At 45.3% G+C, this 22395-nt stretch carries 19 protein-coding genes and 3 pseudogenes; 11 read left to right on the forward strand and 11 right to left on the reverse strand.

The features are described 5' to 3' along the window. The first annotated feature begins 1 nt into the window (after position 1). The 8 genes from hisD (at position 2) to MUU47_RS10195 (ending at position 7256) form a co-directional block, all read left to right on the forward strand. Positions 2-1306: a histidinol dehydrogenase gene (gene hisD, locus MUU47_RS10160; RefSeq protein WP_258988081.1), complete on the forward strand. Its 1305-nt coding sequence runs from the start codon at positions 2-4 to the stop codon at positions 1304-1306. After that, positions 1303-2364 (forward strand): histidinol-phosphate transaminase, encoded by a 1062-nt coding sequence (gene hisC / locus MUU47_RS10165; RefSeq protein ID WP_258988082.1) that lies wholly within the window; start codon positions 1303-1305, stop codon positions 2362-2364. Before hisD ends, hisC begins: the two co-directional genes overlap by 4 nt. After that, positions 2361-3428: a bifunctional histidinol-phosphatase/imidazoleglycerol-phosphate dehydratase HisB gene (hisB, locus tag MUU47_RS10170; RefSeq protein ID WP_258988083.1), complete on the forward strand. Its 1068-nt coding sequence runs from the start codon at positions 2361-2363 to the stop codon at positions 3426-3428. Before hisC ends, hisB begins: the two co-directional genes overlap by 4 nt. Further along, a complete protein-coding gene (hisH, locus tag MUU47_RS10175; protein ID WP_258988084.1) occupies positions 3428-4018 on the forward strand; it encodes an imidazole glycerol phosphate synthase subunit HisH in 591 nt (196 codons plus the stop codon). Before hisB ends, hisH begins: the two co-directional genes overlap by 1 nt. After that, a complete protein-coding gene (gene hisA, locus MUU47_RS10180; RefSeq protein WP_258988085.1) occupies positions 4018-4755 on the forward strand; it encodes a 1-(5-phosphoribosyl)-5-[(5-phosphoribosylamino)methylideneamino]imidazole-4-carboxamide isomerase in 738 nt (245 codons plus the stop codon). Before hisH ends, hisA begins: the two co-directional genes overlap by 1 nt. Further along, the gene (gene hisF / locus MUU47_RS10185; RefSeq protein WP_258988086.1) at positions 4737-5513 is read left to right on the forward strand and encodes an imidazole glycerol phosphate synthase subunit HisF; all 777 of its coding nucleotides are present in this window, start codon (positions 4737-4739) and stop codon (positions 5511-5513) included. The genes hisA and hisF overlap by 19 nt, the downstream gene beginning before the upstream one ends. Further along, positions 5507-6106, forward strand: coding sequence for a bifunctional phosphoribosyl-AMP cyclohydrolase/phosphoribosyl-ATP diphosphatase HisIE (hisIE, locus tag MUU47_RS10190; protein WP_258988087.1), 600 nt, complete (start codon positions 5507-5509; stop codon positions 6104-6106). The genes hisF and hisIE overlap by 7 nt, the downstream gene beginning before the upstream one ends. Before the next feature lie 145 nt (positions 6107-6251). Further along, positions 6252-7256 (forward strand): NAD-dependent epimerase, encoded by a 1005-nt coding sequence (locus tag MUU47_RS10195; protein ID WP_258988088.1) that lies wholly within the window; start codon positions 6252-6254, stop codon positions 7254-7256. A 74-nt stretch (positions 7257-7330) separates the two neighbouring features. On the opposite strand, the gene ugd is transcribed toward MUU47_RS10195, so the two are convergent. Both ugd and gnd read right to left on the reverse strand, forming a co-directional pair. Beyond that, positions 7331-8497 (reverse strand): UDP-glucose 6-dehydrogenase, encoded by a 1167-nt coding sequence (ugd, locus tag MUU47_RS10200; RefSeq protein WP_258968195.1) that lies wholly within the window; start codon positions 8495-8497, stop codon positions 7331-7333. Between the two features lie 230 nt (positions 8498-8727). Next, on the reverse strand, positions 8728-10134 hold the full coding sequence (gene gnd / locus MUU47_RS10205; protein ID WP_258988089.1) for an NADP-dependent phosphogluconate dehydrogenase: 1407 nt from the start codon (positions 10132-10134) through the stop codon (positions 8728-8730). Positions 10135-10306: 172 nt separating this feature from the next. On the opposite strand from gnd, the gene MUU47_RS10210 reads away from it, so the two are divergent. Beyond that, complete coding sequence (locus tag MUU47_RS10210) at positions 10307-10789, forward strand: transposase (protein ID WP_258988090.1); 483 nt, start codon at positions 10307-10309, stop codon at positions 10787-10789. 251 nt (positions 10790-11040) lie between these two features. Here the strand turns inward: MUU47_RS10210 and MUU47_RS10215 are convergent. Then, a pseudogene (locus tag MUU47_RS10215) lies at positions 11041-12201 on the reverse strand (ISAs1 family transposase). A 128-nt stretch (positions 12202-12329) separates the two neighbouring features. After that, positions 12330-12491, reverse strand: a pseudogene (locus MUU47_RS10220) (IS110 family transposase); the annotation flags it as partial. Between the two features lie 90 nt (positions 12492-12581). Between MUU47_RS10220 and MUU47_RS10225 the strand changes: the two are divergent. Next, positions 12582-12938: pseudogene (locus MUU47_RS10225) on the forward strand (IS4-like element ISAs18 family transposase); the annotation flags it as partial. 668 nt (positions 12939-13606) lie between these two features. Continuing rightward, positions 13607-14353: a glycosyltransferase family protein gene (locus MUU47_RS10235; protein WP_258988091.1), complete on the forward strand. Its 747-nt coding sequence runs from the start codon at positions 13607-13609 to the stop codon at positions 14351-14353. Here MUU47_RS10235 and wecB read toward each other — a convergent pair. From wecB to MUU47_RS10270, 7 genes are read right to left on the reverse strand one after another with little or no spacing between them, the layout of a single operon-like run. Continuing rightward, positions 14350-15477 carry a non-hydrolyzing UDP-N-acetylglucosamine 2-epimerase gene (wecB, locus tag MUU47_RS10240; protein ID WP_309578264.1) on the reverse strand — a complete coding sequence of 376 codons (1128 nt, stop codon included), beginning with the start codon at positions 15475-15477 and terminating at the stop codon, positions 14350-14352. The genes MUU47_RS10235 and wecB overlap by 4 nt on opposite strands. Before the next feature lie 5 nt (positions 15478-15482). Beyond that, positions 15483-16586, reverse strand: coding sequence for an acyltransferase family protein (locus tag MUU47_RS10245; RefSeq protein ID WP_258988093.1), 1104 nt, complete (start codon positions 16584-16586; stop codon positions 15483-15485). After that, positions 16573-17958 carry a glycosyltransferase family protein gene (locus MUU47_RS10250; RefSeq protein WP_258988094.1) on the reverse strand — a complete coding sequence of 462 codons (1386 nt, stop codon included), beginning with the start codon at positions 17956-17958 and terminating at the stop codon, positions 16573-16575. The genes MUU47_RS10245 and MUU47_RS10250 overlap by 14 nt, the downstream gene beginning before the upstream one ends. Beyond that, the gene (locus tag MUU47_RS10255) at positions 17942-18898 is read right to left on the reverse strand and encodes a glycosyltransferase family 2 protein (RefSeq protein ID WP_258988184.1); all 957 of its coding nucleotides are present in this window, start codon (positions 18896-18898) and stop codon (positions 17942-17944) included. Before MUU47_RS10255 ends, MUU47_RS10250 begins: the two co-directional genes overlap by 17 nt. A 2-nt stretch (positions 18899-18900) precedes the next feature. Further along, a complete protein-coding gene (locus MUU47_RS10260) occupies positions 18901-19266 on the reverse strand; it encodes a GtrA family protein (protein ID WP_309578262.1) in 366 nt (121 codons plus the stop codon). After that, complete coding sequence (locus MUU47_RS10265) at positions 19235-20326, reverse strand: glycosyltransferase family protein (RefSeq protein WP_258988096.1); 1092 nt, start codon at positions 20324-20326, stop codon at positions 19235-19237. Before MUU47_RS10265 ends, MUU47_RS10260 begins: the two co-directional genes overlap by 32 nt. Before the next feature lies 1 nt (position 20327). Then, complete coding sequence (locus tag MUU47_RS10270) at positions 20328-22394, reverse strand: glycosyltransferase (RefSeq protein WP_258988097.1); 2067 nt, start codon at positions 22392-22394, stop codon at positions 20328-20330. Position 22395 lies beyond the last annotated feature (1 nt).

Here is a 22395-nt window from a genome sequence, read left to right on the forward strand (position 1 = left end):
CATGAGCTTTAATACTGTCATCGACTGGAACAGCATCAGCCCCGAGCAACAGCGTGATTTACTGATGCGCCCGGCGATTTCTGCGTCGGAAAGCATCAGCCGCACCGTGGCGGAAATTCTCGACAACGTAAAAACCCATGGCGACCAGGCGCTGCGTGAATACAGCGCGAAGTTTGATAAAACCGACGTCATCGCGCTGAAGGTCAGCGAGGAGGAAATTGACGCTGCAAGTCGTCGTCTGAGCGATGAGCTGAAGCAGGCGATGGCGGTAGCGGTGAAAAACGTCGAGACGTTTCACGTTGCGCAGAAACTGCAGCCGGTTGATGTGGAAACCCTGCCAGGCGTTCGCTGCCAGCAGGTGACGCGCCCTATCGCGTCCGTCGGTTTGTATATTCCCGGCGGCTCTGCGCCGCTGTTTTCCACCGTGTTAATGCTCGCCACGCCTGCTCGTATCGCTGGCTGTAAAAAAGTGGTGCTGTGCTCCCCGCCGCCCATTGCCGATGAAATTCTGTATGCGGCCAAACTGTGCGGCGTGAAGGATATCTTTAATGTCGGCGGCGCGCAGGCCATTGCCGCGCTGGCACTGGGCACCGAATCGGTGCCGAAAGTGGATAAAATTTTTGGCCCAGGCAATGCATTTGTTACCGAGGCAAAACGCCAGGTCAGCCAGCGTCTGGACGGGGCCGCCATTGATATGCCCGCTGGCCCATCTGAAGTACTGGTGATTGCCGACAGCGGTGCAACACCGGACTTCGTGGCCTCCGATTTGCTGTCTCAGGCAGAACACGGCCCGGATTCCCAGGTGATTCTGCTGACGCCGGATGCTGACATGGCCGCTCGCGTCGCGAAGGCCGTTGAGCGCCAGCTGGCTGAATTACCACGTGCCGATACCGCGCGTCAGGCATTATCCGCCAGCAGGCTGATTGTCGCCCGCGACCTTGCGCAATGCATCGAAATTTCTAATCAGTACGGTCCGGAGCACTTGATTATCCAGACCCGCGACGCGCGCGCTTTGGTCGATAGCATCACCAGCGCCGGTTCGGTCTTTTTAGGCGACTGGTCCCCGGAATCGGCCGGCGATTACGCCTCAGGCACCAACCACGTGCTGCCGACCTACGGTTACACCGCCACCTGCTCAAGCCTGGGACTGGCCGATTTCCAGAAACGCATGACCGTGCAGGAACTCTCGAAAGACGGCTTCTCCGCGCTGGCGTCCACGATTGAGACACTGGCCGCCGCCGAACGTCTGACCGCCCATAAAAACGCCGTTACCTTACGTGTGGCCGCACTCAAGGAGATGAAATGAGCATTGAAGAGTTAGCCCGTAAAAACGTCCGCGACCTGACGCCCTATCAGTCTGCCCGTCGCCTCGGCGGCAAAGGTGACGTCTGGCTGAATGCCAATGAATTTCCGACGGCGGTCTCCTTCGATCTTTCGCAGCAAGCGCTGAACCGTTACCCGGAGTGCCAGCCCAAAGCCGTTATCGAAAACTACGCGCAGTACGCCGGGTTGAAACCAGAGCAGGTTCTGGTGAGCCGCGGGGCCGATGAAGGGATTGAGTTGCTGATCCGCGCTTTTTGCGAACCGGGCAAAGACGCGATTCTGTTCTGCCCCCCGACCTACGGCATGTACAGCGTCAGCGCCGAGACCTTCGGTGTGGAATACCGGACGGTACCCGCGCTGGAAAACTGGCAGCTCGATCTGCAGGCCATCGCCGATAAACTTGATGGCGTAAAAGTCGTGTACGTGTGCAGCCCAAATAACCCGACCGGGCAGATTATCAATCCTCAGGATTTTCGCGTGCTGCTGGAGATGACCCGCGGCAAGGCGCTGGTCGTGGCCGATGAAGCATATATCGAGTTTTGCCCGCAGGCGACGCTGACCGGCTGGATTGCCGAGTACCCGCATTTAGTGGTGCTGCGCACGCTGTCGAAAGCCTTCGCCCTCGCGGGACTGCGCTGCGGCTTCACGCTCGCCAGCGAAGACGTGATTGCCCTGCTGATGAAAGTGATTGCGCCATACCCGCTGTCCACACCAGTTGCCGATATTGCGGCCCAGGCGCTAAGCCCGTTGGGTATCAATGCCATGCGTGACCGCGTGGCGCAGATCCTCGAAGAACGTCAGTACCTGATAACGCAGCTGCGTGACATTGCCTGCGTTGAACAGGTTTTCGACTCGGAGACTAACTACATTCTGGTGCGTCTTACCGCATCAAGCGCGGTCTTCAAATCTTTGTGGGATCAGGGCATTATCTTACGTGATCAGAATAAACAACCTTCTTTAAGCGGCTGCCTGCGTATCACCATTGGCACCCGTGACGAGAGCCAGCGCGTCATTGACGCCCTTCGTGCGGAGAAAGTATGACCCAGAAGTTCCTCTTTATCGATCGTGACGGCACCCTCATTAGCGAGCCGCCGAGTGATTATCAGGTCGATCGGTTCGACAAACTGGCGTTTGAAGCGGAGGTCATTCCTTCGCTGTTAAAGCTGCAAAAAGCCGGTTACAAGCTGGTGATGATCACCAACCAGGACGGACTGGGGACCGACAGTTTCCCACAGGCGGATTTCGACGGCCCGCACAACCTGATGATGCAGGTCTTCACCTCTCAGGGCGTGCAGTTTGATGATGTGCTGATTTGCCCGCACGTCGAAACTGACAACTGCGAATGCCGCAAGCCGAAAACCAAAATGGTTGCTGCGTGGCTGAATGACGGCGTGATGGACGTGGCCAACAGCTATGTGATTGGCGACCGCGCAACTGACGTTACCCTGGCGCAAAATATGGGGATTATCGGCCTGCGCTACAGCCGTGACGACCTCAACTGGCTGAAAATCACCGAGCAGCTGACGAAGCGCGACCGCTACGCACACGTGGAGCGTAACACCCGCGAAACGCAAATCGACGTCAAAGTGTGGCTGGACCGCGAAGGCGGTAGCAAAATTAACACCGGCGTGGGCTTCTTTGACCATATGCTCGATCAGATTGCGACCCACGGCGGCTTCCGCACCGAAATCACCGTTAAAGGCGATCTGTATATCGACGATCACCACACCGTGGAAGACACCGGTCTGGCGCTCGGCGAAGCGCTGAAGCTGGCGCTGGGCGACAAGCGTGGCATTAACCGTTTCGGCTTCGTGCTGCCAATGGACGAATGCCTGGCCCGCTGTGCGCTGGATATTTCCGGCCGCCCACACCTCGAATACCGTGCCGAATTCACCTATCAGCGCGTGGGCGACCTCAGCACCGAGATGATCGAGCACTTCTTCCGCTCGCTCTCCTACACCATGGGCGTCACGCTGCACCTGAAAACCAAAGGCAAAAACGATCACCACCGCGTGGAAAGTCTGTTTAAAGCCTTTGGCCGTACTTTGCGTCAGGCGATTCGCGTGGAGGGCGACACCCTTCCCTCCTCGAAAGGAGTGCTGTGATGAACGTCGTTATCCTTGATACCGGCTGCGCCAACCTGAATTCGGTGCGATCGGCGATTATCCGTCACGGGTACGAGCCGGTGGTCAGCCGTGACCCGGATATCGTGCTGCGCGCCGACAAACTGTTTCTGCCAGGTGTTGGCACCGCGCAGGCGGCGATGGATCAGCTGCGTGAACGTGAGCTCATCGAGCTGGTTAAAGCCTGCACTCAGCCGGTGCTGGGCATTTGCCTCGGCATGCAGTTGCTGGGCCGTCGTAGCGAAGAGTCGAACGGCGTCGACATGATTGGCATCATTGAGCAGGACATCCCGAAAATGACCGATTTCGGCCTGCCTCTGCCGCACATGGGCTGGAACCGCGTTTACCCTAAAGCCGGTGATCGCCTGTTCCGCGGTATTGAAGATGGCGCGTACTTCTATTTCGTGCACAGCTACGCGATGCCGGTCAATTCGTGGACCATCGCCCAGTGCAACTACGGCGAAGCGTTTACCGCCGCGGTGCAAAAAGACAACTTCTTCGGCGTGCAGTTTCACCCCGAGCGTTCTGGCGCCGCGGGCGCGCAGCTGCTGAAAAACTTCCTGGAGATGTGATGATCATTCCCGCTTTAGATTTAATTGACGGCACCGTGGTTCGTCTCCATCAGGGTGATTACGGCCAGCAGCGTGATTATGGCAGCGACCCGCTTCCACGTTTGCAGGAATATGCCGCCCAAGGTGCTGAAGTGCTGCACCTCGTCGATCTCACCGGGGCAAAAGACCCGGCGAAACGTCAGATCCCACTGATTAAAACCCTGGTGGCGGGTGTGAATGTCCCGGTGCAGGTTGGCGGTGGAATTCGAACGGAAGAAGACGTCGCGGCCCTGTTAGACGCAGGCGTCGCTCGCGTAGTGATTGGTTCGACCGCAGTAAAATCCCCTGAAGTCGTGAAAACCTGGTTTACGCGTTTCGGCGCGGAAAAACTGGTGCTTGCGCTGGATGTCCGTATTGATGACCAGGGAACCAAACAGGTTGCAGTCAGCGGCTGGCAGGAAAACTCCGGCGTGACGCTGGAAGAATTGGTCGAAACCTATTTACCCGTCGGGCTCACGCACGTGCTGTGCACCGATATTTCCCGTGATGGCACGCTGGCGGGCTCCAACGTCTCGCTGTATGACGAAGTGTGCGCCCGCTATCCGCAGGTGGCATTCCAGTCTTCCGGCGGTATTGGCGGCCTCGACGACATCGCCGCGCTACGCGGGACTGGCGTTCGTGGGGTGATTGTCGGACGCGCGTTGCTGGAAGGTAAATTCAACGTAACGGAGGCCATCCAATGCTGGCAAAACGGATAATACCTTGTCTTGACGTGCGTGATGGTCAGGTGGTGAAAGGCGTGCAGTTCCGCAATCACGAAATCATCGGCGATATCGTCCCGCTGGCAAAACGCTACGCCGAAGAAGGCGCAGATGAACTGGTGTTCTATGATATCACCGCCTCCAGCGATGGGCGCGTGGTGGATAAAAGCTGGGTGTCACGTGTTGCGGAAGTTATCGATATTCCTTTCTGCGTGGCCGGGGGGATCAAATCGGTAGACGACGCGGCCAAAATCCTGTCGTTTGGCGCGGATAAAATATCAGTGAACTCCCCTGCTCTCGCTGAGCCTGAGCTGATTACCCGCCTGGCGGATCGCTTTGGCGTACAGTGCATTGTCGTCGGGATCGATACCTGGTTCGATGCGGATACCGGTAAGTATCACGTCAATCAATACACCGGTGACGAAAACCGCACCCGAGTGACGCAATGGGAAACCCTCGACTGGGTAGAGGAAGTGCAAAAGCGCGGCGCGGGTGAAATCGTCCTCAACATGATGAATCAGGACGGCGTGCGCAATGGTTATGACCTTGCGCAACTCAAAAAAGTGCGTGACGTTTGCCGCGTACCGATGATTGCCTCCGGCGGTGCGGGAACGATGGAACATTTCCTCGAAGCCTTCCGCGATGCAGACGTCGATGGCGCACTGGCCGCGTCGGTGTTCCATAAGCAAATTATTAATATTGGCGAATTAAAAGCGTACCTGGCGACTCAGGGCGTGGAGATCAGAGTATGTTAACGGAACAACTGGACTGGGAAAAAACCGACGGACTGATGCCCGCCATCGTACAACATGCGGTATCCGGCGAAGTGCTGATGCTGGGTTATATGAATCAGGATGCCCTGGCTGCCACTGAGCAGAGCGGTAAAGTGACGTTTTACTCGCGAACCAAACAGCGCTTATGGACCAAAGGTGAAACGTCCGGCCATTTCCTCAATGTGGTCAGCATCACCCCGGACTGCGATAACGACACCCTGCTGGTGCTGGTGAATCCGGTGGGTCCAACCTGCCACAAGGGCACATCCAGCTGTTTCGGCGACGCCAGCCACCAGTGGCTGTTCCTGTATCAGCTCGAACAACTGCTGGCAGAACGTAAAACTGCCGACCCTGAAAGTTCCTATACGGCGAAACTGTACGCCAGCGGTACAAAACGCATCGCACAAAAAGTGGGTGAAGAAGGCGTGGAAACCGCGCTGGCGGCCACCGTTAATGACCGTCATGAATTGACCAACGAAGCCTCTGACCTGATGTATCACCTGCTGGTTCTGCTGCAGGATCAGGATTTGGATTTGACGACGGTCATTGAGAATCTGCGTCAACGTCATCAGTAATGCTATCCGGGAACCGTTCTGGTTCCCGGCCATCCCTCTGATACACTTAGTCATTACTATTGATATCATTACAAGGTATCATCAGCACACTTATCTGCTGATGTGAACTGTGGCAGATACTGATGACTTTACTTCGAGGTTTAAGATGAAATTTCTGGTGACCGGCGCGGCCGGTTTTATCGGCTTCCACGTCAGCCAGCGCTTGCTCCGTGCAGGCCATTACGTGGTGGGGATTGATAATCTCAACGACTACTACGATGTCAGTCTGAAACAGGCGCGTCTTGATCTGCTGCAAAAGCCAGGTTTCAACTTCCATAAAATCGAACTGGCTGACCGCGTCGCGATGGCGAATCTGTTTGCAGATGAGAAGTTCGATCGTGTGATTCACCTGGCCGCTCAGGCAGGCGTACGTTATTCGCTGGAAAACCCGCACGCCTACGCGGATGCCAACCTGATAGGTCACTTGAACGTGCTTGAAGGCTGCCGCCATAACAAGGTGCAGCACCTGCTGTATGCCTCATCCAGCTCTGTCTACGGCCTGAATCGCAAGATGCCGTTCTCGACCGATGATTCTGTCGACCATCCAGTCTCCTTGTATGCGGCGACCAAAAAAGCCAACGAGCTGATGTCGCATACCTATGCCCATCTGTATGGCTTGCCAACCACCGGCCTGCGTTTCTTCACCGTCTATGGTCCATGGGGCCGCCCGGACATGGCGCTGTTCAAATTCACCAAAGCCATGTTGGAAGGCAAAAGCATCGACGTCTACAACTACGGCAAGATGAAGCGTGACTTCACCTACATCGATGATATTGCTGAGGCGATTATTCGTCTGCAGGATGTTATCCCTCAGCCGGATGCCAACTGGACGGTCGAAACCGGATCGCCTGCCAGCAGCTCTGCACCGTACCGCGTCTATAACATTGGTAACAGCTCACCGGTTGAATTGATGGATTACATCACGGCCCTTGAAGAAGCGCTCGGCACTGAAGCTGAGAAGAATATGATGCCAGTTCAGCCGGGTGACGTGCTGGAAACCAGCGCGGATACTCAACCGTTGCAAGAAGTGACTGGCTTCAAACCCGAAACCACGGTTAAGGACGGGGTGAAAAACTTCGTCGACTGGTATCGGGGTTTCTATAACGTTTAATCGTGTTTTGCAGTACGCCAGCAACTAAAAGGCCCTCAGATTTGAGGGCCTTTTGATATCAGAGCAGTTCGGGTTTAGTCGTTGCCAAACAAATCGCGGGTATACACTTTATCTGCCACATCAGCGAGTTCTTCCGCCATGCGGTTGGAGATAATCACATCCGCTTCCTGCTTAAACGCCTCCAGGTCGCGAACCACACGCGAGTGGAAAAACTCGTCTTCCTGCATCACCGGTTCATAGATGATAACCTGCACGCCTTTCGCTTTGATGCGCTTCATGATCCCCTGAATTGAAGAGGCGCGGAAGTTATCAGAGCCACTTTTCATGATCAGACGATACACACCGACGACTTTTGGTTTACGCGACAAAATGGAGTCCGCGACAAAATCTTTACGCGTACGGTTGGCATCCACGATAGCCGAAATCAGATTATTCGGCACCGACTGGTAGTTAGCCAGCAACTGTTTGGTGTCTTTAGGCAGACAGTAGCCGCCGTAGCCAAATGACGGGTTGTTGTAATGGTTGCCGATACGTGGGTCGAGACATACGCCTTCGATAATCTGACGGCTGTCGAGCCCTAAGCTTTCGGCATAGCTGTCCAGCTCATTGAAGTAGGCCACACGCATTGCCAGATAAGTATTGGCGAACAGCTTAATGGCTTCGGCTTCAGTTGAATCGGTGAACAGCGTCGGGATATTTTCTTTAATAGCCCCTTCCTGCAGCAGAGCTGCAAAGCGCTCTGCACGCTCAGAGCGCTCACCGATCACGATACGTGATGGATGCAGGTTGTCGTATAACGCACGACCTTCACGCAGGAACTCTGGCGAGAAGATCACATTATCGATACCCAGTTCATCTTTAATGGACTGAGTGAAGCCTACCGGGATGGTCGATTTGATGATCATCACCGCGTTTGGGTTGAATTCGACCACATCACGAATGACTGCTTCAACGCTGGAGGTATTGAAGTAGTTGTTCTTCGGGTCGTAATCGGTTGGGGTCGCGATTATCACATAATCCGCATCGCGATAGGCATCCTGCTTGTCAGTCGTAGCGCGGAAGTTCAGCGTTTTGGTTGCCAGGTATTCTTCAATCTCTTTATCTGCAATCGGCGATTTCTTCTGATTGAGCATGTCCACTTTGGCCTGCACGATATCCAGCGCCACCACTTCGTGGTTCTGTGCAATCAGAATGCCGTTTGAGAGGCCAACATAACCTGTACCGGAAATTGTAATTTTCATTAGAACGCAACTTTATTCAGTTAACGGTGAAGATGGCACCTGGCCATCACGATAAACAATAGCTGTTGGGGGTTTTACCTCTAGCGCAGAGGCACTGTCAAGGCGAAGCCTGCGAATTGCCATGATGTTGAAGCGACATTCAGACTACTTCGAATAAATACGCGATTTTTGGTTAAAAAAAACCCGGAAACAAGGCTCCGGGTTTGATGTCATTTGCTGCTTAATTCAGATTATTCCATCCATTCGGTATGGAATACGCCTTCTTTATCAGTGCGCTTGTAGGTGTGCGCACCGAAGTAATCACGTTGAGCCTGAATCAGGTTTGCCGGCAGAACTTCAGCACGGTAGCTGTCGTAGTAGGCAATGGCTGCGGAGAAGGTTGGAACAGGGATACCGTTCTGCACCGCATAAGCCACAACGTCACGTAGTGCCTGCTGGTAGTCGTCAGCAATCTTCTTGAAGTATGGTGCCAACAGCAGGTTCGCGATGTCTGCATTCTCAGCATACGCATCGGTGATTTTCTGCAGGAACTGGGCACGAATAATACAGCCCGCACGGAAAATCTTCGCGATTTCGCCGTAGTTCAGATCCCAGTTGTTCTCGTTGGAAGCCGCACGCAGCTGAGAAAAGCCCTGCGCGTAGGAAACGATTTTGCCGAGATAAAGCGCACGACGAACCTTCTCAACAAACTCAGCTTTATCGGCTGCTGGTTTTGCCTGTGGACCGCTCAGCACTTTAGAAGCCGCAACACGCTGATCTTTCATAGAAGAGATATAACGCGCGAAGACAGATTCGGTAATCAGTGACAGTGGTTCGCCGAGATCCAGTGAACTCTGGCTAGTCCACTTACCGGTACCTTTGTTCGCCGCTTCATCCAGAATCACATCGACCAGGTAAATCCCGTCTTCATCTTTTTTCGTGAAGATGTCTTTGGTGATGTCAATCAGGTAGCTGTTCAGCTCGCCGTCATTCCATTCGGTGAAGACCTGCGCCAGCTCTTCATTGGAGAGCTTCAGGCCGCCTTTCAGCAGAGAGTAGGCTTCAGCAATAAGCTGCATGTCACCGTACTCAATACCGTTGTGGACCATCTTCACATAATGACCCGCACCGTCCGGACCAATATAGGTCACGCACGGTTCGCCATCTTCGGCAACGGCGGCGATTTTGGTCAGGATTGGGGCAACCAACTCGTAAGCGTGCTTCTGGCCACCAGGCATGATAGAGGGGCCTTTCAGCGCACCTTCTTCACCACCGGAAACACCGGTACCGATGAAGTTGAAGCCTTCAGCAGACAACTCGCGGTTACGACGCACGGTGTCCGGGAAGTAGGAGTTACCGCCTTCAATGATGATGTCGCCTTTTTCCAGGTAAGGTTTCAAAGATTCGATGGCTTTGTCCGTGCCCTCGCCCGCCTTCACCATTAACAGGATGCGGCGTGGTGTTTCCAGAGACTCGACGAATTCCTGCACCGTGAAGAAAGGAGCCAGTTTCTTGCCAGGGTTCTCAGCAATCACTTCTTCAGTTTTTTCACGGGAGCGGTTGAAGATGGAGACGGTATAACCACGGCTTTCGATGTTGAGCGCCAGGTTGCGCCCCATCACTGCCATACCGACGACGCCGATTTGTTGCTTGGACATTACATACTCCTGTCAGGTGTGGTTTCTGTCACTTGAACAGACTAAATTTCAAAGATTATATCTTAGGAAAAGCGCAAGTGATATAAAGAATCGGATAGGGTCCAGGGCCCTCAGTGTCAGCATAGTTGTCACCCCCTTCTAAAAATGAATAAAGAGGGCAACGGAGTGACAAATGAAACGTATTTCCCCGGAGCGTAAAGCCAGCACGCTGGCAAAACTGCTGCCTCCCTACAACATGACCGTCACGGCTGTTGCACAGATGGAAGGGATATCGGAAGCTACCCTCTACAACTGGCGCAATCAGGCGAAAACAGAGGGGAAACCGGTGCCCGGTGCAGACAAAAACAGTGGTCAGTGGCCTGCCGAAGCGCGGCTGGCGGTTATCGTGGAAACCGCCACGTTGAGCGAAACGGAAATCGCCGAATATTGCCGTAAAAAGGGACTTTACCCCGTGCAGATAGCCCAATGGAAACAGGCGTTTTTGCAGATTCCTTCAGGTGATGATAAAGCGGCCCTCAGGCAAAGCCAGAAAGAAAACAAACAATTAAAAAAGGAGCTGCTGCGCAAGGAAAAGGCTCTGGCGGAGGCGGCAGCGATCCTGGTACTGCGAAAAAAGCTCAGGGACTACTACGGGGAAACAGACGAGGACGATTAACACCGCGCGATGAACGCCAGTTGTTTATCCAGTGGATAAATGAAGCGGTTGCAGCCGGTGCCAGACGCGCGGTGGCCTGTCGTGAAGTTGACCTCAGTTTGCGCACCTGGCAACGCTGGCAAACCCGGCCGGAAGACCGCAGAGCGGATGCCGTTCGCCCGATGCCTGCCAACCGCCTGAGTGTGGAAGAGCAGCAGCAGATACGGACTGTCTGCCACCAACCAGAGTATGCCAGTTTGCCCAGGGCAAGATTACGAAAGCCCGCACCCCGCAAGGACTGACGCGAGGTAGTTTCTGTCCATTGCGGCTTTTCGCATCTTTCTTCTTAATCCTGCTTTGAACTCTTTATGATTCGTCAGAATATTTACAGCTACATGCCTTATTCCTGAGAATAATTCAGCAGCATTCCCTCTTCTTATTCTGCAGTCGTCCTCATTCATTGCCACATCCAGGCGCCAGTGTAATTTATTTTCCACATGCCAGTGATTTCTCATCGCTGTCGCAAATTTCTCTGCCGTTAAATCCGCAGAGCTTATATAATATCGAATCTGCATTTCAGGTTCTTTCCGTTTTTCTTTTATTTCTGAACGAAATGAAACCGCCACACATAACTTCCGCAAACCTTTCCATGCAAATGTAAAATCAATCAACTCAGCAAATGTAAAATCAATCAACTCATCAGGTACATCACTGACAATATGGAGTCGTGTTTCTTCTCTGCCATGGCTTTTTTCTGATGTTGTATAACTGTCATATTTGGGATTATTTATTTCTTTTAAAGGAAAATGATCTTCAAATTCTTTATTCAGCTTCCCCTGATTTCCTTTAACTGAAAATAAATATTCACCTTCCTAACCACGTATTTTCTCTGCTATATTTTTCTGGCATCCCATAGCGTCTGTTGTGATCAACTTTCCTTTTATATCCAGCATGTTAATCAGTTCAGGAATGGCTGCTATCTCGTTAGATTTCTCATCTACTTTTATCTGTCCCAGCACGAGGCTGTTCATCGTAGAAAAAGCACTGATGACATGAATGGCACCCCGGCGGCGACTCCTGTCATAAGAATGGCGAAGCGTCTTTCCATCAATAGCAATAACATCTCCGTCATCTGAAGAATGACAATCACACATCCAGTTTATAAAACACTCGTGAAATTTATTAGGGTTAATACATGACACGACTCTGGCAATGGTATCATGGACCGGAATACCATTTTCAAAATCACCATACTGCTTCAGAAAATCAATATGAGTCTCACCGAAATCCTGAATATCCTCCCATCCTTCCGCACCAGAAATAACGGCACATATCGTCAGAAGTAGAATGTCTGATAATTTATGCTCCACTTTCCAGGGTTGTCTGTAGTCAGGAATTATCGTGATATGAGCCATTAACTTCTCAAGTTCCATTTTTATTGCCCTTAATATGATTAAGGAATTATTTGATCACATAAGAAGATTAAAAGCCAGGATTTCACGTCACTTCCCACACCCAACTCGAACAAAAAACGCGCATATTTTAGTGCAAAAAATGTACTTTACGTGATCTTTCCCTGCAATAGTGCCCACACAATCCGCGCATTCTTATTAGCTAATGCTACCGAAACAATGTTGTTATTCCGGCGTGCCAGTAGCCGACTGGCCCATCCCGATATAGCATCCTGTTTACGTTTGACCGACTGCAACACAGCCCTGGCACCTTAGCCATCCCCTCATAAGGACGTGGCACCACAAGGCTTCTGAGATATGATCAGTATTATGAACCAGCAAATACCTGACTACTGATCACTATGCTCAATCACGAAATGATACTTCACCATATCGATGAGATATTTGGACACGACATGCATGCCAGGCGTGTACTTTCGCTGGCCAATGCCACCCATGGCGTTATCGAATCGGGTTCATTGGCTATCCATGCCATCGGCAATGGCCTCTCTTTAGCCAGCGGACTTAACCGTAAACACGCCGTTAAACAGATAGATCGCCTGTTAAGCAATATCAAACTTGATACATGGCGACTCTTCGATGACTGGGTTCCTTATTTGATCGGTGAACGCACTGAGATCGTCGTTTCCATGGACTGGACTGAGTTCGATGTCGATGACCACAGTACCCTGGTTATCAGCCTACAGACCCACCATGGCGGTAAGTGTCAATGAAGTTGTCACCCCAGATTAGTTTATGCGGCCTGTTTTTCCCGCTCCGGATTGAGCGTCACGCTTTCCTGCCGTTGCCAGTTTCTTGTCTGCCGTGACCAGCGTCCGGGGTTCGCTGCTCTTGCTGCCTGATACACCTCGTGCCGGTGCGCCAACAACGCCTTGTCCTCACCTGTATGCCGCTCCGCTCAAGTAGTGACGATTTATCATCCCACTGTGACACAAGATGTAGGGGGCGACCATTCCATTAACAAAGCCCATTTTAGTGCAAAAATGTACTTTACGTGATCTTTCCCTGAATATATGAGTAAGTCCGGAAAGCTGTTCAAACAACAAGAACAAGAACAAGAACAAGTCTTCTAAATTAATAAATTATGCATCTATAGTACAGATTAAATGGAAAATTGCATGTATCACTAAATAATTTAGAAACCTCAACATTGTAAAGCTGTTGGTGGACATAACAATTGCAATAAAATCTTACAACCAAATCAATTTAATATAAATCAACAAGGTAAATTTAACATGTAAATGATACACCAAAATGAAAACACAACGAAGGTGACAAATGCAAAAAATAAAGTTGCTTACCTTGTGCCCTAAAGGTATTATGTAGGTAAGACCTTCATAAACCAGCGACATTAAGTATATACGATATGATTTTCTTAAGTATAATCAATCATAATCATGATCATCTAATAGTTACTAACGCAAGTCTTTCTCAACTTGCTGAAAAAAACCCTGTAATAATAAAATCAAATACACCAGCATCCGATGAATTGAAAAAATTCGCTATAAATCACAACATAACCTTGCTTGACTGCGATTACGGTTTAGGTTTTGGAGAGAATAACAATTATATCTTCGACTATTTGATCAATAACAAAAGGATAAGCAATGACGACCATTTCCTTGTCATCAACCCTGATGTTATTATCGCCGAGAATGAACTAAACAAGTTAAAAAATGAAATCCTGATTAATGAATCAGATATTTTCACTATAAATCTATTTCATGACGAAAACTTTAATAAACCGGAACAATCAATTCGACGGTTTCCAAAATTAACAGGGCCATTAAAGGGGCTACTAAAAAAAGATTATCGCTCTGATGCCTATGACAAAAATACAATAACAACACCATTATATATAGATTGGGCAGCTGGGTCATTTCTACTTTTCAAAAAAAATGCTTATGAAAAACTAGGTGGGTTCGACAGTAAATTTTTCATGTACTTTGAGGATGTTGATATCTGCAGAAGAGCAAATAAAATAAAAATGCCCCTAATATACCTACCAAATATAAAGGCGATACACAAAGGAGCATTTAATAACCGTAAAATATACTCTAAGCATTTCAGGTGGTTTTTAGTTAGTTATCTAACCTACCATTTTCTGAGCTAGGAGTTGAGCGATAATACTATGGCGTCGGCAATTCTAGATGATGCTTTGCCATCACCGTAAGGGTTATGTGCAAAGCACATTCTGTCATACTCAGACTGATTAGTCAGAAGCAATGAAACCTCATCAAAAATACGCACTTCATCAGTACCTACAAGTTTTACAGTGCCAGCCGTAACAGCTTCAGGCCTTTCAGTCGTGTCTCTCATTACAAGGACTGGTTTACCAAGAGATGGCGCTTCTTCCTGGATACCACCAGAATCAGTTAAAATTATTGATGACGCATTCATCAAATAGACAAACGGCAAGTAATCCTGTGGTGGAATAAGGTGAATATTATCTTGTCCAAGGAGTATAGAATTCACTACATCCCGCACATTTGGATTTAAATGTACAGGATAAACAAAGTCAACATCTGGAAACACTTTAGATAATTTTAAAACTGCATTGCAGATCCTTTCGAACCCACCTCCAAAACTTTCACGTCTATGGCCCGTAATTAGTACAATTTTACGCTCATTATTTATAAACTGAAAATTTTTACTAATCTCGCCAGCTAACGCAGAGTCGTTTTCCAACTTCGCGTTCACCATCAGAAGAGCATCAATCACAGTATTACCTGTAACAATAACTCTGTCGCGCGGAATGTTTTCCAAATAGAGATTTTCTGCTGATGTAGAGGTAGGGGAAAAATGCAAATTTGCAAGTGCACCTGTTAATTTACGATTACCTTCTTCCGGCCAAGGAGAGTATATATTATTAGTTCTTAATCCAGCCTCAACATGTCCGACTTTAACTTGTTGGTAATAGCTCGCAAGTGTAGCAGACAAGGTTGTAGCAGTATCACCATGTACTAATACATAATCAGGCTTAAATTCTTGCAAAACTGATCGCAGTCCTAAAAGAATGGAAGCAGTTATATCTGTTAAATCTTGCCCAGGTTTCATTATATTAAGATCATAATCTGGTTTAATATTGAATAACTGCAATACCTGATCAAGCATTTCTCTGTGCTGGGCAGTTACACATACTTTGCTGATAAACCGGACATCACCTTCAAGATATTCCACAACCGGAGCCATTTTAATCGCTTCAGGACGGGTTCCAAATATAGATAGTACTTTTATTTTGCTCATAATCCATCTCTTACATTAATCATATTGAACCTTCTTATCATTGAAGAGGTATACGGAATAATCTTTGCTTTAGCGAAATAAGCCACGGGTTTCTCAACACAATGCCAAGAGAAGAATGCCGCTACAGAAGTAGCAAAGCAGATAAAGATGAAATACACAATAAATCCATGATAATTAAGGAGAGAATAACTAACCTGTGATATGGGATATGCATATAAGTATAAGCCATATGAATAATCATGTTTTAGATTTATAAATTTTAATACGCCAAAAACATAACCAGATGATATCACAAGATAGCTGATCAACACTGCAATAAATAATGGGCTAATTGCAGAACGGTAAAATAGTAAAAAACTCGCAACGGCAATTACTAATAGTGGAGAAACAGGAATATAGCTCCTGTTTATATATAAACCCCCACCGACACAGAAAAAAAAGATGAGGCTAACTGCTCCAGGAATAGGAAATATAATTTGATAAAAGGTCGAAAAAAAATAATCAATCAAAATAAAGATAATAAAACAGGAGTTATAACTTCCACGTGTCGCAGTTATACCCAACGCAACAAACAGTAAAGCGCAAAAATATGCGCGAACTTCGACAGGTAATGTCCATAATGAACCATTAATAGCATGATCTGGATTATTTGAAAAAACATCTGGAAGAGAAAAAACCACGTTTTCTAGCAATGAGTTTATTTTAATATAGTCCCATGAAAAACTCGAAAAAACAAAGGAGAAATAATCAACATTGTGTGCCAATGGAATTATAACAAATATCGTAGCAACATTCGCAACAATTAGACCAGGAAAGATCCTTGCCAGTCTGGATATAGCATATTCCAGAAAAGTACGCTTCATTGCACTTTGCAAAATAAAAAAACCACTAATTGTAAAGAAAATATAAACAGCTAAGGTTCCTGTATACACCCCAATCTTTCTTGTTAGTGGATCTGCACCCAAACCGAAAATATGATATGAATGTGCATACAATACAAGCAAGGCAGCAGATAGTCTGATGAACGAAAAAACATCAACCTTGGATTTCATCAATTCATCAAGAGGCCTTACTTTAAAAAAACGTCTAATCATTAACATAATTAATCCCTGTCAATTTCACCCTGCCGATAGTATCAAGAGACAATCTGCATACACTGTCGTTTTTTAATTCAGCTTTGTTGAAAACAATATCTTGAGGTAAAACCAAATCATCTATACTTCGGCGAAATGAAATCGCTCTTAAAGCTATCCACGACATGCTTCCAGCCGCTGGTTCTATTAGATATTGACAATTTTTATTTTTATTACTACTAATCACAGAGTAAAGTGTATTAACAAAGTTATTTTGATAGTTACCTGTTACAACGTAATTCTTTTGTAAGTTAATACTATGTATAAATAAGAGCATGAAAAAAATCACGCTTGCTAAACGATAGAATGCAGACCTATGGTAAAGAATCGCGAGGCTAATAGCAATTGTAAAACCAGACGTATATATATAATGAGGTAAGCTCATGTCCAATATTAAAATTGGAATCGAACCTACATAATAAAATGCGAAATAGAAAACATAGCTTAAAACAGAACGTCGACAAACAAAAACAATGAGCAACAAGTGTATAGCACTAGCTATGAGTAACTGTGAGACAGTATATTGTTCAAATAAACCGTGAATTTCTATGTTATCGAGTAAAAAAGGAAATATAAAATACTCTGCCACGCGGAGAGGTATATTACTTAGAGATGTACCATAACCTCCATGTTTTGGGAATAAATACTCCAATCTTAACGATAAATACACAACAACAATCAATGAGCAAAGTGAAAAGAATAGTAATGTCCATCGAATGGCCGCATTAGAATTTTCTCTATCAAAGAAATATTCATACCCCATGAATAAAAATACAATGGCAGGGTAGACTACAGCCGTTTCTTTAAACATCAATGCAAAGACAAAAAATACAAGTGATAAAATCAGAAAAATGAATTTATTTATATTAACTATTGTTCTAGACAGTAAGAATATAAACAATGAAATGCAACAACTCATACACCAAAAAACATCAGCAATTGTTCCAATCCAACCATTAACAAATACAACTGAAGGCATTGTTGTACTGATTAATGCAGATATAAATGCAATATGTTCATTAGCAACTTTCTTGATAATAAAATAGATAAATACCGCATTGATAATACCACAGAAAAGCAATGCAAAATGGAATAGCTGTGGTGAGTCAAAAAAATAATAACTAGAAATCAACCAAAGATTAAAATTTAAAGGACGATAGTGAAAATCATTATATTCGAAGATATTATAATATTTTATATCTGAAAGATTATGCGCTGCTATGGCTTTTAAACCCCAACCAATTTCGTCATGACTAAAATAGCCAGGATTCATAAACAAACCAATATTTGCTATAATACCAAAGACGATAACTAGAGTGATTTTATTTGCTAGAGTCATTATTTGCATCCTGATTATGAACAATATCTCTTATGATAAATTTCGGTCTTTGCTTACTTTCCATATAACAGCGACCAATATATTCCCCCAAGACGCCAATACCAATCAACTGGACACCACCCAAGAAAAGAATTGCAACCATTATAGATGGATAACCGGCAACCGGGTTACCGAAAATTAACTTTGATATAATCAAATTCATTGCATATACAAATGAAACAAAGGATATTGTTAGGCCCAAATAAAGCCAGATCTTCAGCGGAGCAATACTGAATGACGTAATTCCCTCAACAGCTAAATTCCATAGTTTCCAACTGTTAAATTTGCTATCTCCGGCAACCCGTATACTTCGTTTATATTCAACAACAGCAGTTCTGTAACCTACCCATGAAAAGATACCTTTCATGAATAATTGAGATTCGGATATTTTGGTAATAGATTGGACAACTTGCTTACGCATCATTCTAAAATCACCAACATTTGCCTCGAGTTTTACATCTGACAATTTATTGTGTGTTTTATAGAACAACTCAGCTGTTTTTCTTTTTAGATATGTATCACTGCTTCTATCGACACGCTTGGCAAGAACAACATCAATTGACGGATCTTGTAGTGATTCGTACATAACTTCAACCAATTCAATTGGGTCTTGAAGATCGACATCGATAGGTACAACAAAATCTGAATCAACTGCACACAAACCAGAAAATAATGCCTTTTCTTTCCCAAAATTTCTAGATAAGTTAATTAGAATCACACGACTATCGGTTGATACTATATTTTTTACTTCATTTTCTGTAGAATCAGTACTGCCATCATTTATGAAAATAATTTCAAAATTATGTTTTGACAAAAAAACATCATTCTTAACTGCCTGATAAAATATTGGCACAGCAGCTTCTTCATTAAAAACTGGAACAATTAATGATATTTTATTCATAATCATTTGAACACTATATATTTTGAGTAGATAAAACCAAGGATTAAACTTAAACTGGAAAAAACGATTAATGTAACAAAGCTATTTATATTTAATTTATCAGCACATGCTCCTACTACTAAACTAAGTGCGCCGAGGCCTACAACAAAAAGAAAATACGTTCGTCCTTTTGCTTTCTTTTTAAAATTGAACTTTGAATTCATGTAATAGGAAAAAGTTGATGCTATGGAAAACGCAGCTAAATTACTAAATGCCTGTAAAAATCCGAAACTACTAAAGGCGAAGAAAACAGACCAATGAATTGCTGTATTTAACACACCAATAAAAGTATACATCTTAAAGTTTTTTAGCACGCAAATACCCTTCATTTAAAAATTTAAACCTGTCTCCCCAAAATACTGGCTCTTCAACAATAGGTTCTATTCCTGCCAAATGCTGTTCAAGATTTACAGCAAATCCATTTTCTACTCGGCATCTCATTTCGCCAAAACTAGTCGATATTACAGGTATGCCTGCAGCGATATACTCATAATACTTAACAGGATCAACAGACTCAGTCAGTTCATTAATTTGGAAGGGAATTATCCCATAAGTGAACGTTCTAATTAAACTTGGAATATCTTTGTAATCAATCGCTGACTTAATTATTACATTATCAGGAACAGTATCAGGCTTTACATATAAAGGACCGACAATAACTATCTTAGAATTAGGCCGATTAACAGCTAACTTTTCTATAAATTGCCAGTCAAACCATTTTGCAACACTGCCAACGTAGCCGTATGTTATAGTGTTAGTTAAAGAAAACCCCTTATCCACCTCGTTATCTTTTAGATTACTATAGAATGTTTCTGAACAAGCATTCATTACAAGGACGGAATCGTTAGTAACGTTACTATATTTTTTCAGAAGTCCAGTGGATGAAAACATTGAGACATTGACTTTGTTGAGCAGTTTTGATAGCAGATTAGAAACGCTTTCTCTTGCTTTCCCTTTAAAGAAATGCGGGTAATCATCCATCACATCTGCAATAACATTGCTGAACACAACATTATTAATAACTTCAAGACTCAATATACTAGGCTTCCCAACTACAAGGATTGCCTTTTGATCACCAATCCTCGAACTCAAATCAGTGATGAATTTCTTGATGGTTTTCTCATTAATGATTTTATATAAGTTGTTGAAAGGCTCAATGGGTACAACATTTTCAACCCTGATCACATCAATTTTTGGATGTTTTTCAATACTTTTTGACTCAACGCCAATTAATCTTGTTCTAATATCCGAATATTTTGGGAATCGCGAGGGTAATGGCTCTACCCATATGACCTTTTTTACATCATATGCAGTTATAAAATCGGCAAAAAAATGAGGACGCTGTGCTATGCTATCCCAGTTCACGGGAGATAAGTAGACTACGACCATTTTAGTAAACTCCCGGCCGATAGCTGTGTGGTTTCCATTCACCCCATTTTCTCTCAAAAATAGCTTTATTCTTCTTCATCAGTAGTTCTTTTTGGTTGTTTTTGAGCTGATTAAAGCTAGCAGATAAATGATGGTGTACAAATGCATCTTCCACAACAGCCATTTCCCATCCACTCTCTTTCACCCTCTTACAATAATCATCGTCCTCAAAGAAGCCAAGTCCATAATCGAGCGAAATACCTCCTAAATCCGTATAAACCTCACGACGAATGGCCGCACAGAAAAAAGCTAGGCAATCCATTGGATAAAGCTGATTAGTATGATTAGATATGTATTGTAATGACTTCACATGCATTTCAGACCAGTTATGGTAACTAATATTTATTTTAGACTCATTACCAATATTATTGGTTACAGGTCCCACTAGTCCGAGATCTGCATTGTATTTAAATGCTTTAACCAAGCCCCCTAACCAGAATGGCGATACATATGTGTCGTTGTTAAGTACAACCAAAATATCACCAGTAGCTTTTTCAAGGCCAACATTATTGCCCGCAGCAAAACCTATATTTTCATCATTCAGAATGACCGTATAATTAGGTCTATCCATATAGTTGTTTTGCAGATAATCTCGAGTATCATCTGTCGAAAAGTTATCTACGATAATAACTTCATAATTATCATATTCGGTACTTCTCTCTATACTATGCAAACACTCTTTTGTAAGCGCCAGATTGTTATAAGTTAATACGATTAAACTGGCTTTAGGTTTGCTATCATTGAGCTCATGTAGTGCATCGGAGAGTTGGCATGCTCGGTTTGCCCAATCATGATTTTTAGCCCACTTCCTACGTTTATCACGAAGTACTTCATCCTCTGTTTCCGCCATAGCTATGGCAATCTGTTCAATAAATTGCTCTTTTGTTTTTGCAACGTGGACAACATCTCCCATGACAATAACTTCAGGCATTGCAGTGCAGACAACTGGTTTTCCGGCAGCTAGATACTCATACACTTTCACTGGGTTGGTGCACAATGTGAGCTCGATAAGTTTGAAAGGAATTAAACAAACATCGAAATCTTTCAGGTAAGGTGTCAATTCGACGTAAGGTACTTCACCGAGGAAATTTATATTCTCAATTTTTTTCGCTGCAGTAATATCGCACGTAGTGCCACCAATCATAACAAAATCATACTGTGGGTAGGCTCGTGCTGTTGCAATTAACAGGTCAAGGTCAAACCATTCTGCAATCGCACCGTAGTATCCAACAACAGGACGATCTTTAACCAACGCACCTTGGTCAGGAATTTTCGCAAAATAATCGGCCTCACATCCGTTTCGAATAATAATATTTTCACGATACTTTGCAACGCTTTCAGAAAGTCTCTGAGCTGTCGTTATAACCAGATCTGAAGATTTGAATAATTTTTCCTCTTCTGTCAACATTGTTAAATCATTGTTCTCAAAACCAGCATGGTGGTCCATGCAATCATATGTGATATTGTTAGACGATAGTCTTTCTACAACTTCTCGCCAAAATGGCAGATCGATAATGGAATTAGTAAAACCAAACCCAAAAGCCTGACGTGCCTGATAAACGCTATGAACCAAGAAACATATTTGTTCATCTTCTAACTTATCTTTATAAATATTAACATCAAATTTGTTAATATTTAACTTACAAAGGACAACACCTTCAACTGGCATTTTTTCAATAATAAAACCTGGCGCATTGCTGACATTAAACGTCGTAGAAAAATAAATAACTCTGTTGCCAAGTTTTGCCAATTCTTTTACTAACTGCTGTGGTCGCTGAAGACGAAAGTCCCAGTCAATTACAGGAAATAGTAAAACATCCAAGCCACCATCTTTTTTAGATAATTGGTGTAAACATGATAAATCACCTTGAATATTAACCCCTTTAGTACCGACAGCATTCGTCGTCGTCAGAGGCTCTAAATTAATACCACGAACAAGTTGATAAGTTTTTTTAACTCTACTGCGCATCGCAGGAGATAGTTGATAATAAAATGGCCTTAATGCATTTTTTATTTTATTTTTTAACATT

Origin of the sequence: Scandinavium hiltneri, assembly GCF_024764835.1 — a bacterium.
Taxonomy (GTDB): Bacteria; Pseudomonadota; Gammaproteobacteria; order Enterobacterales; family Enterobacteriaceae; genus Scandinavium; species Scandinavium hiltneri.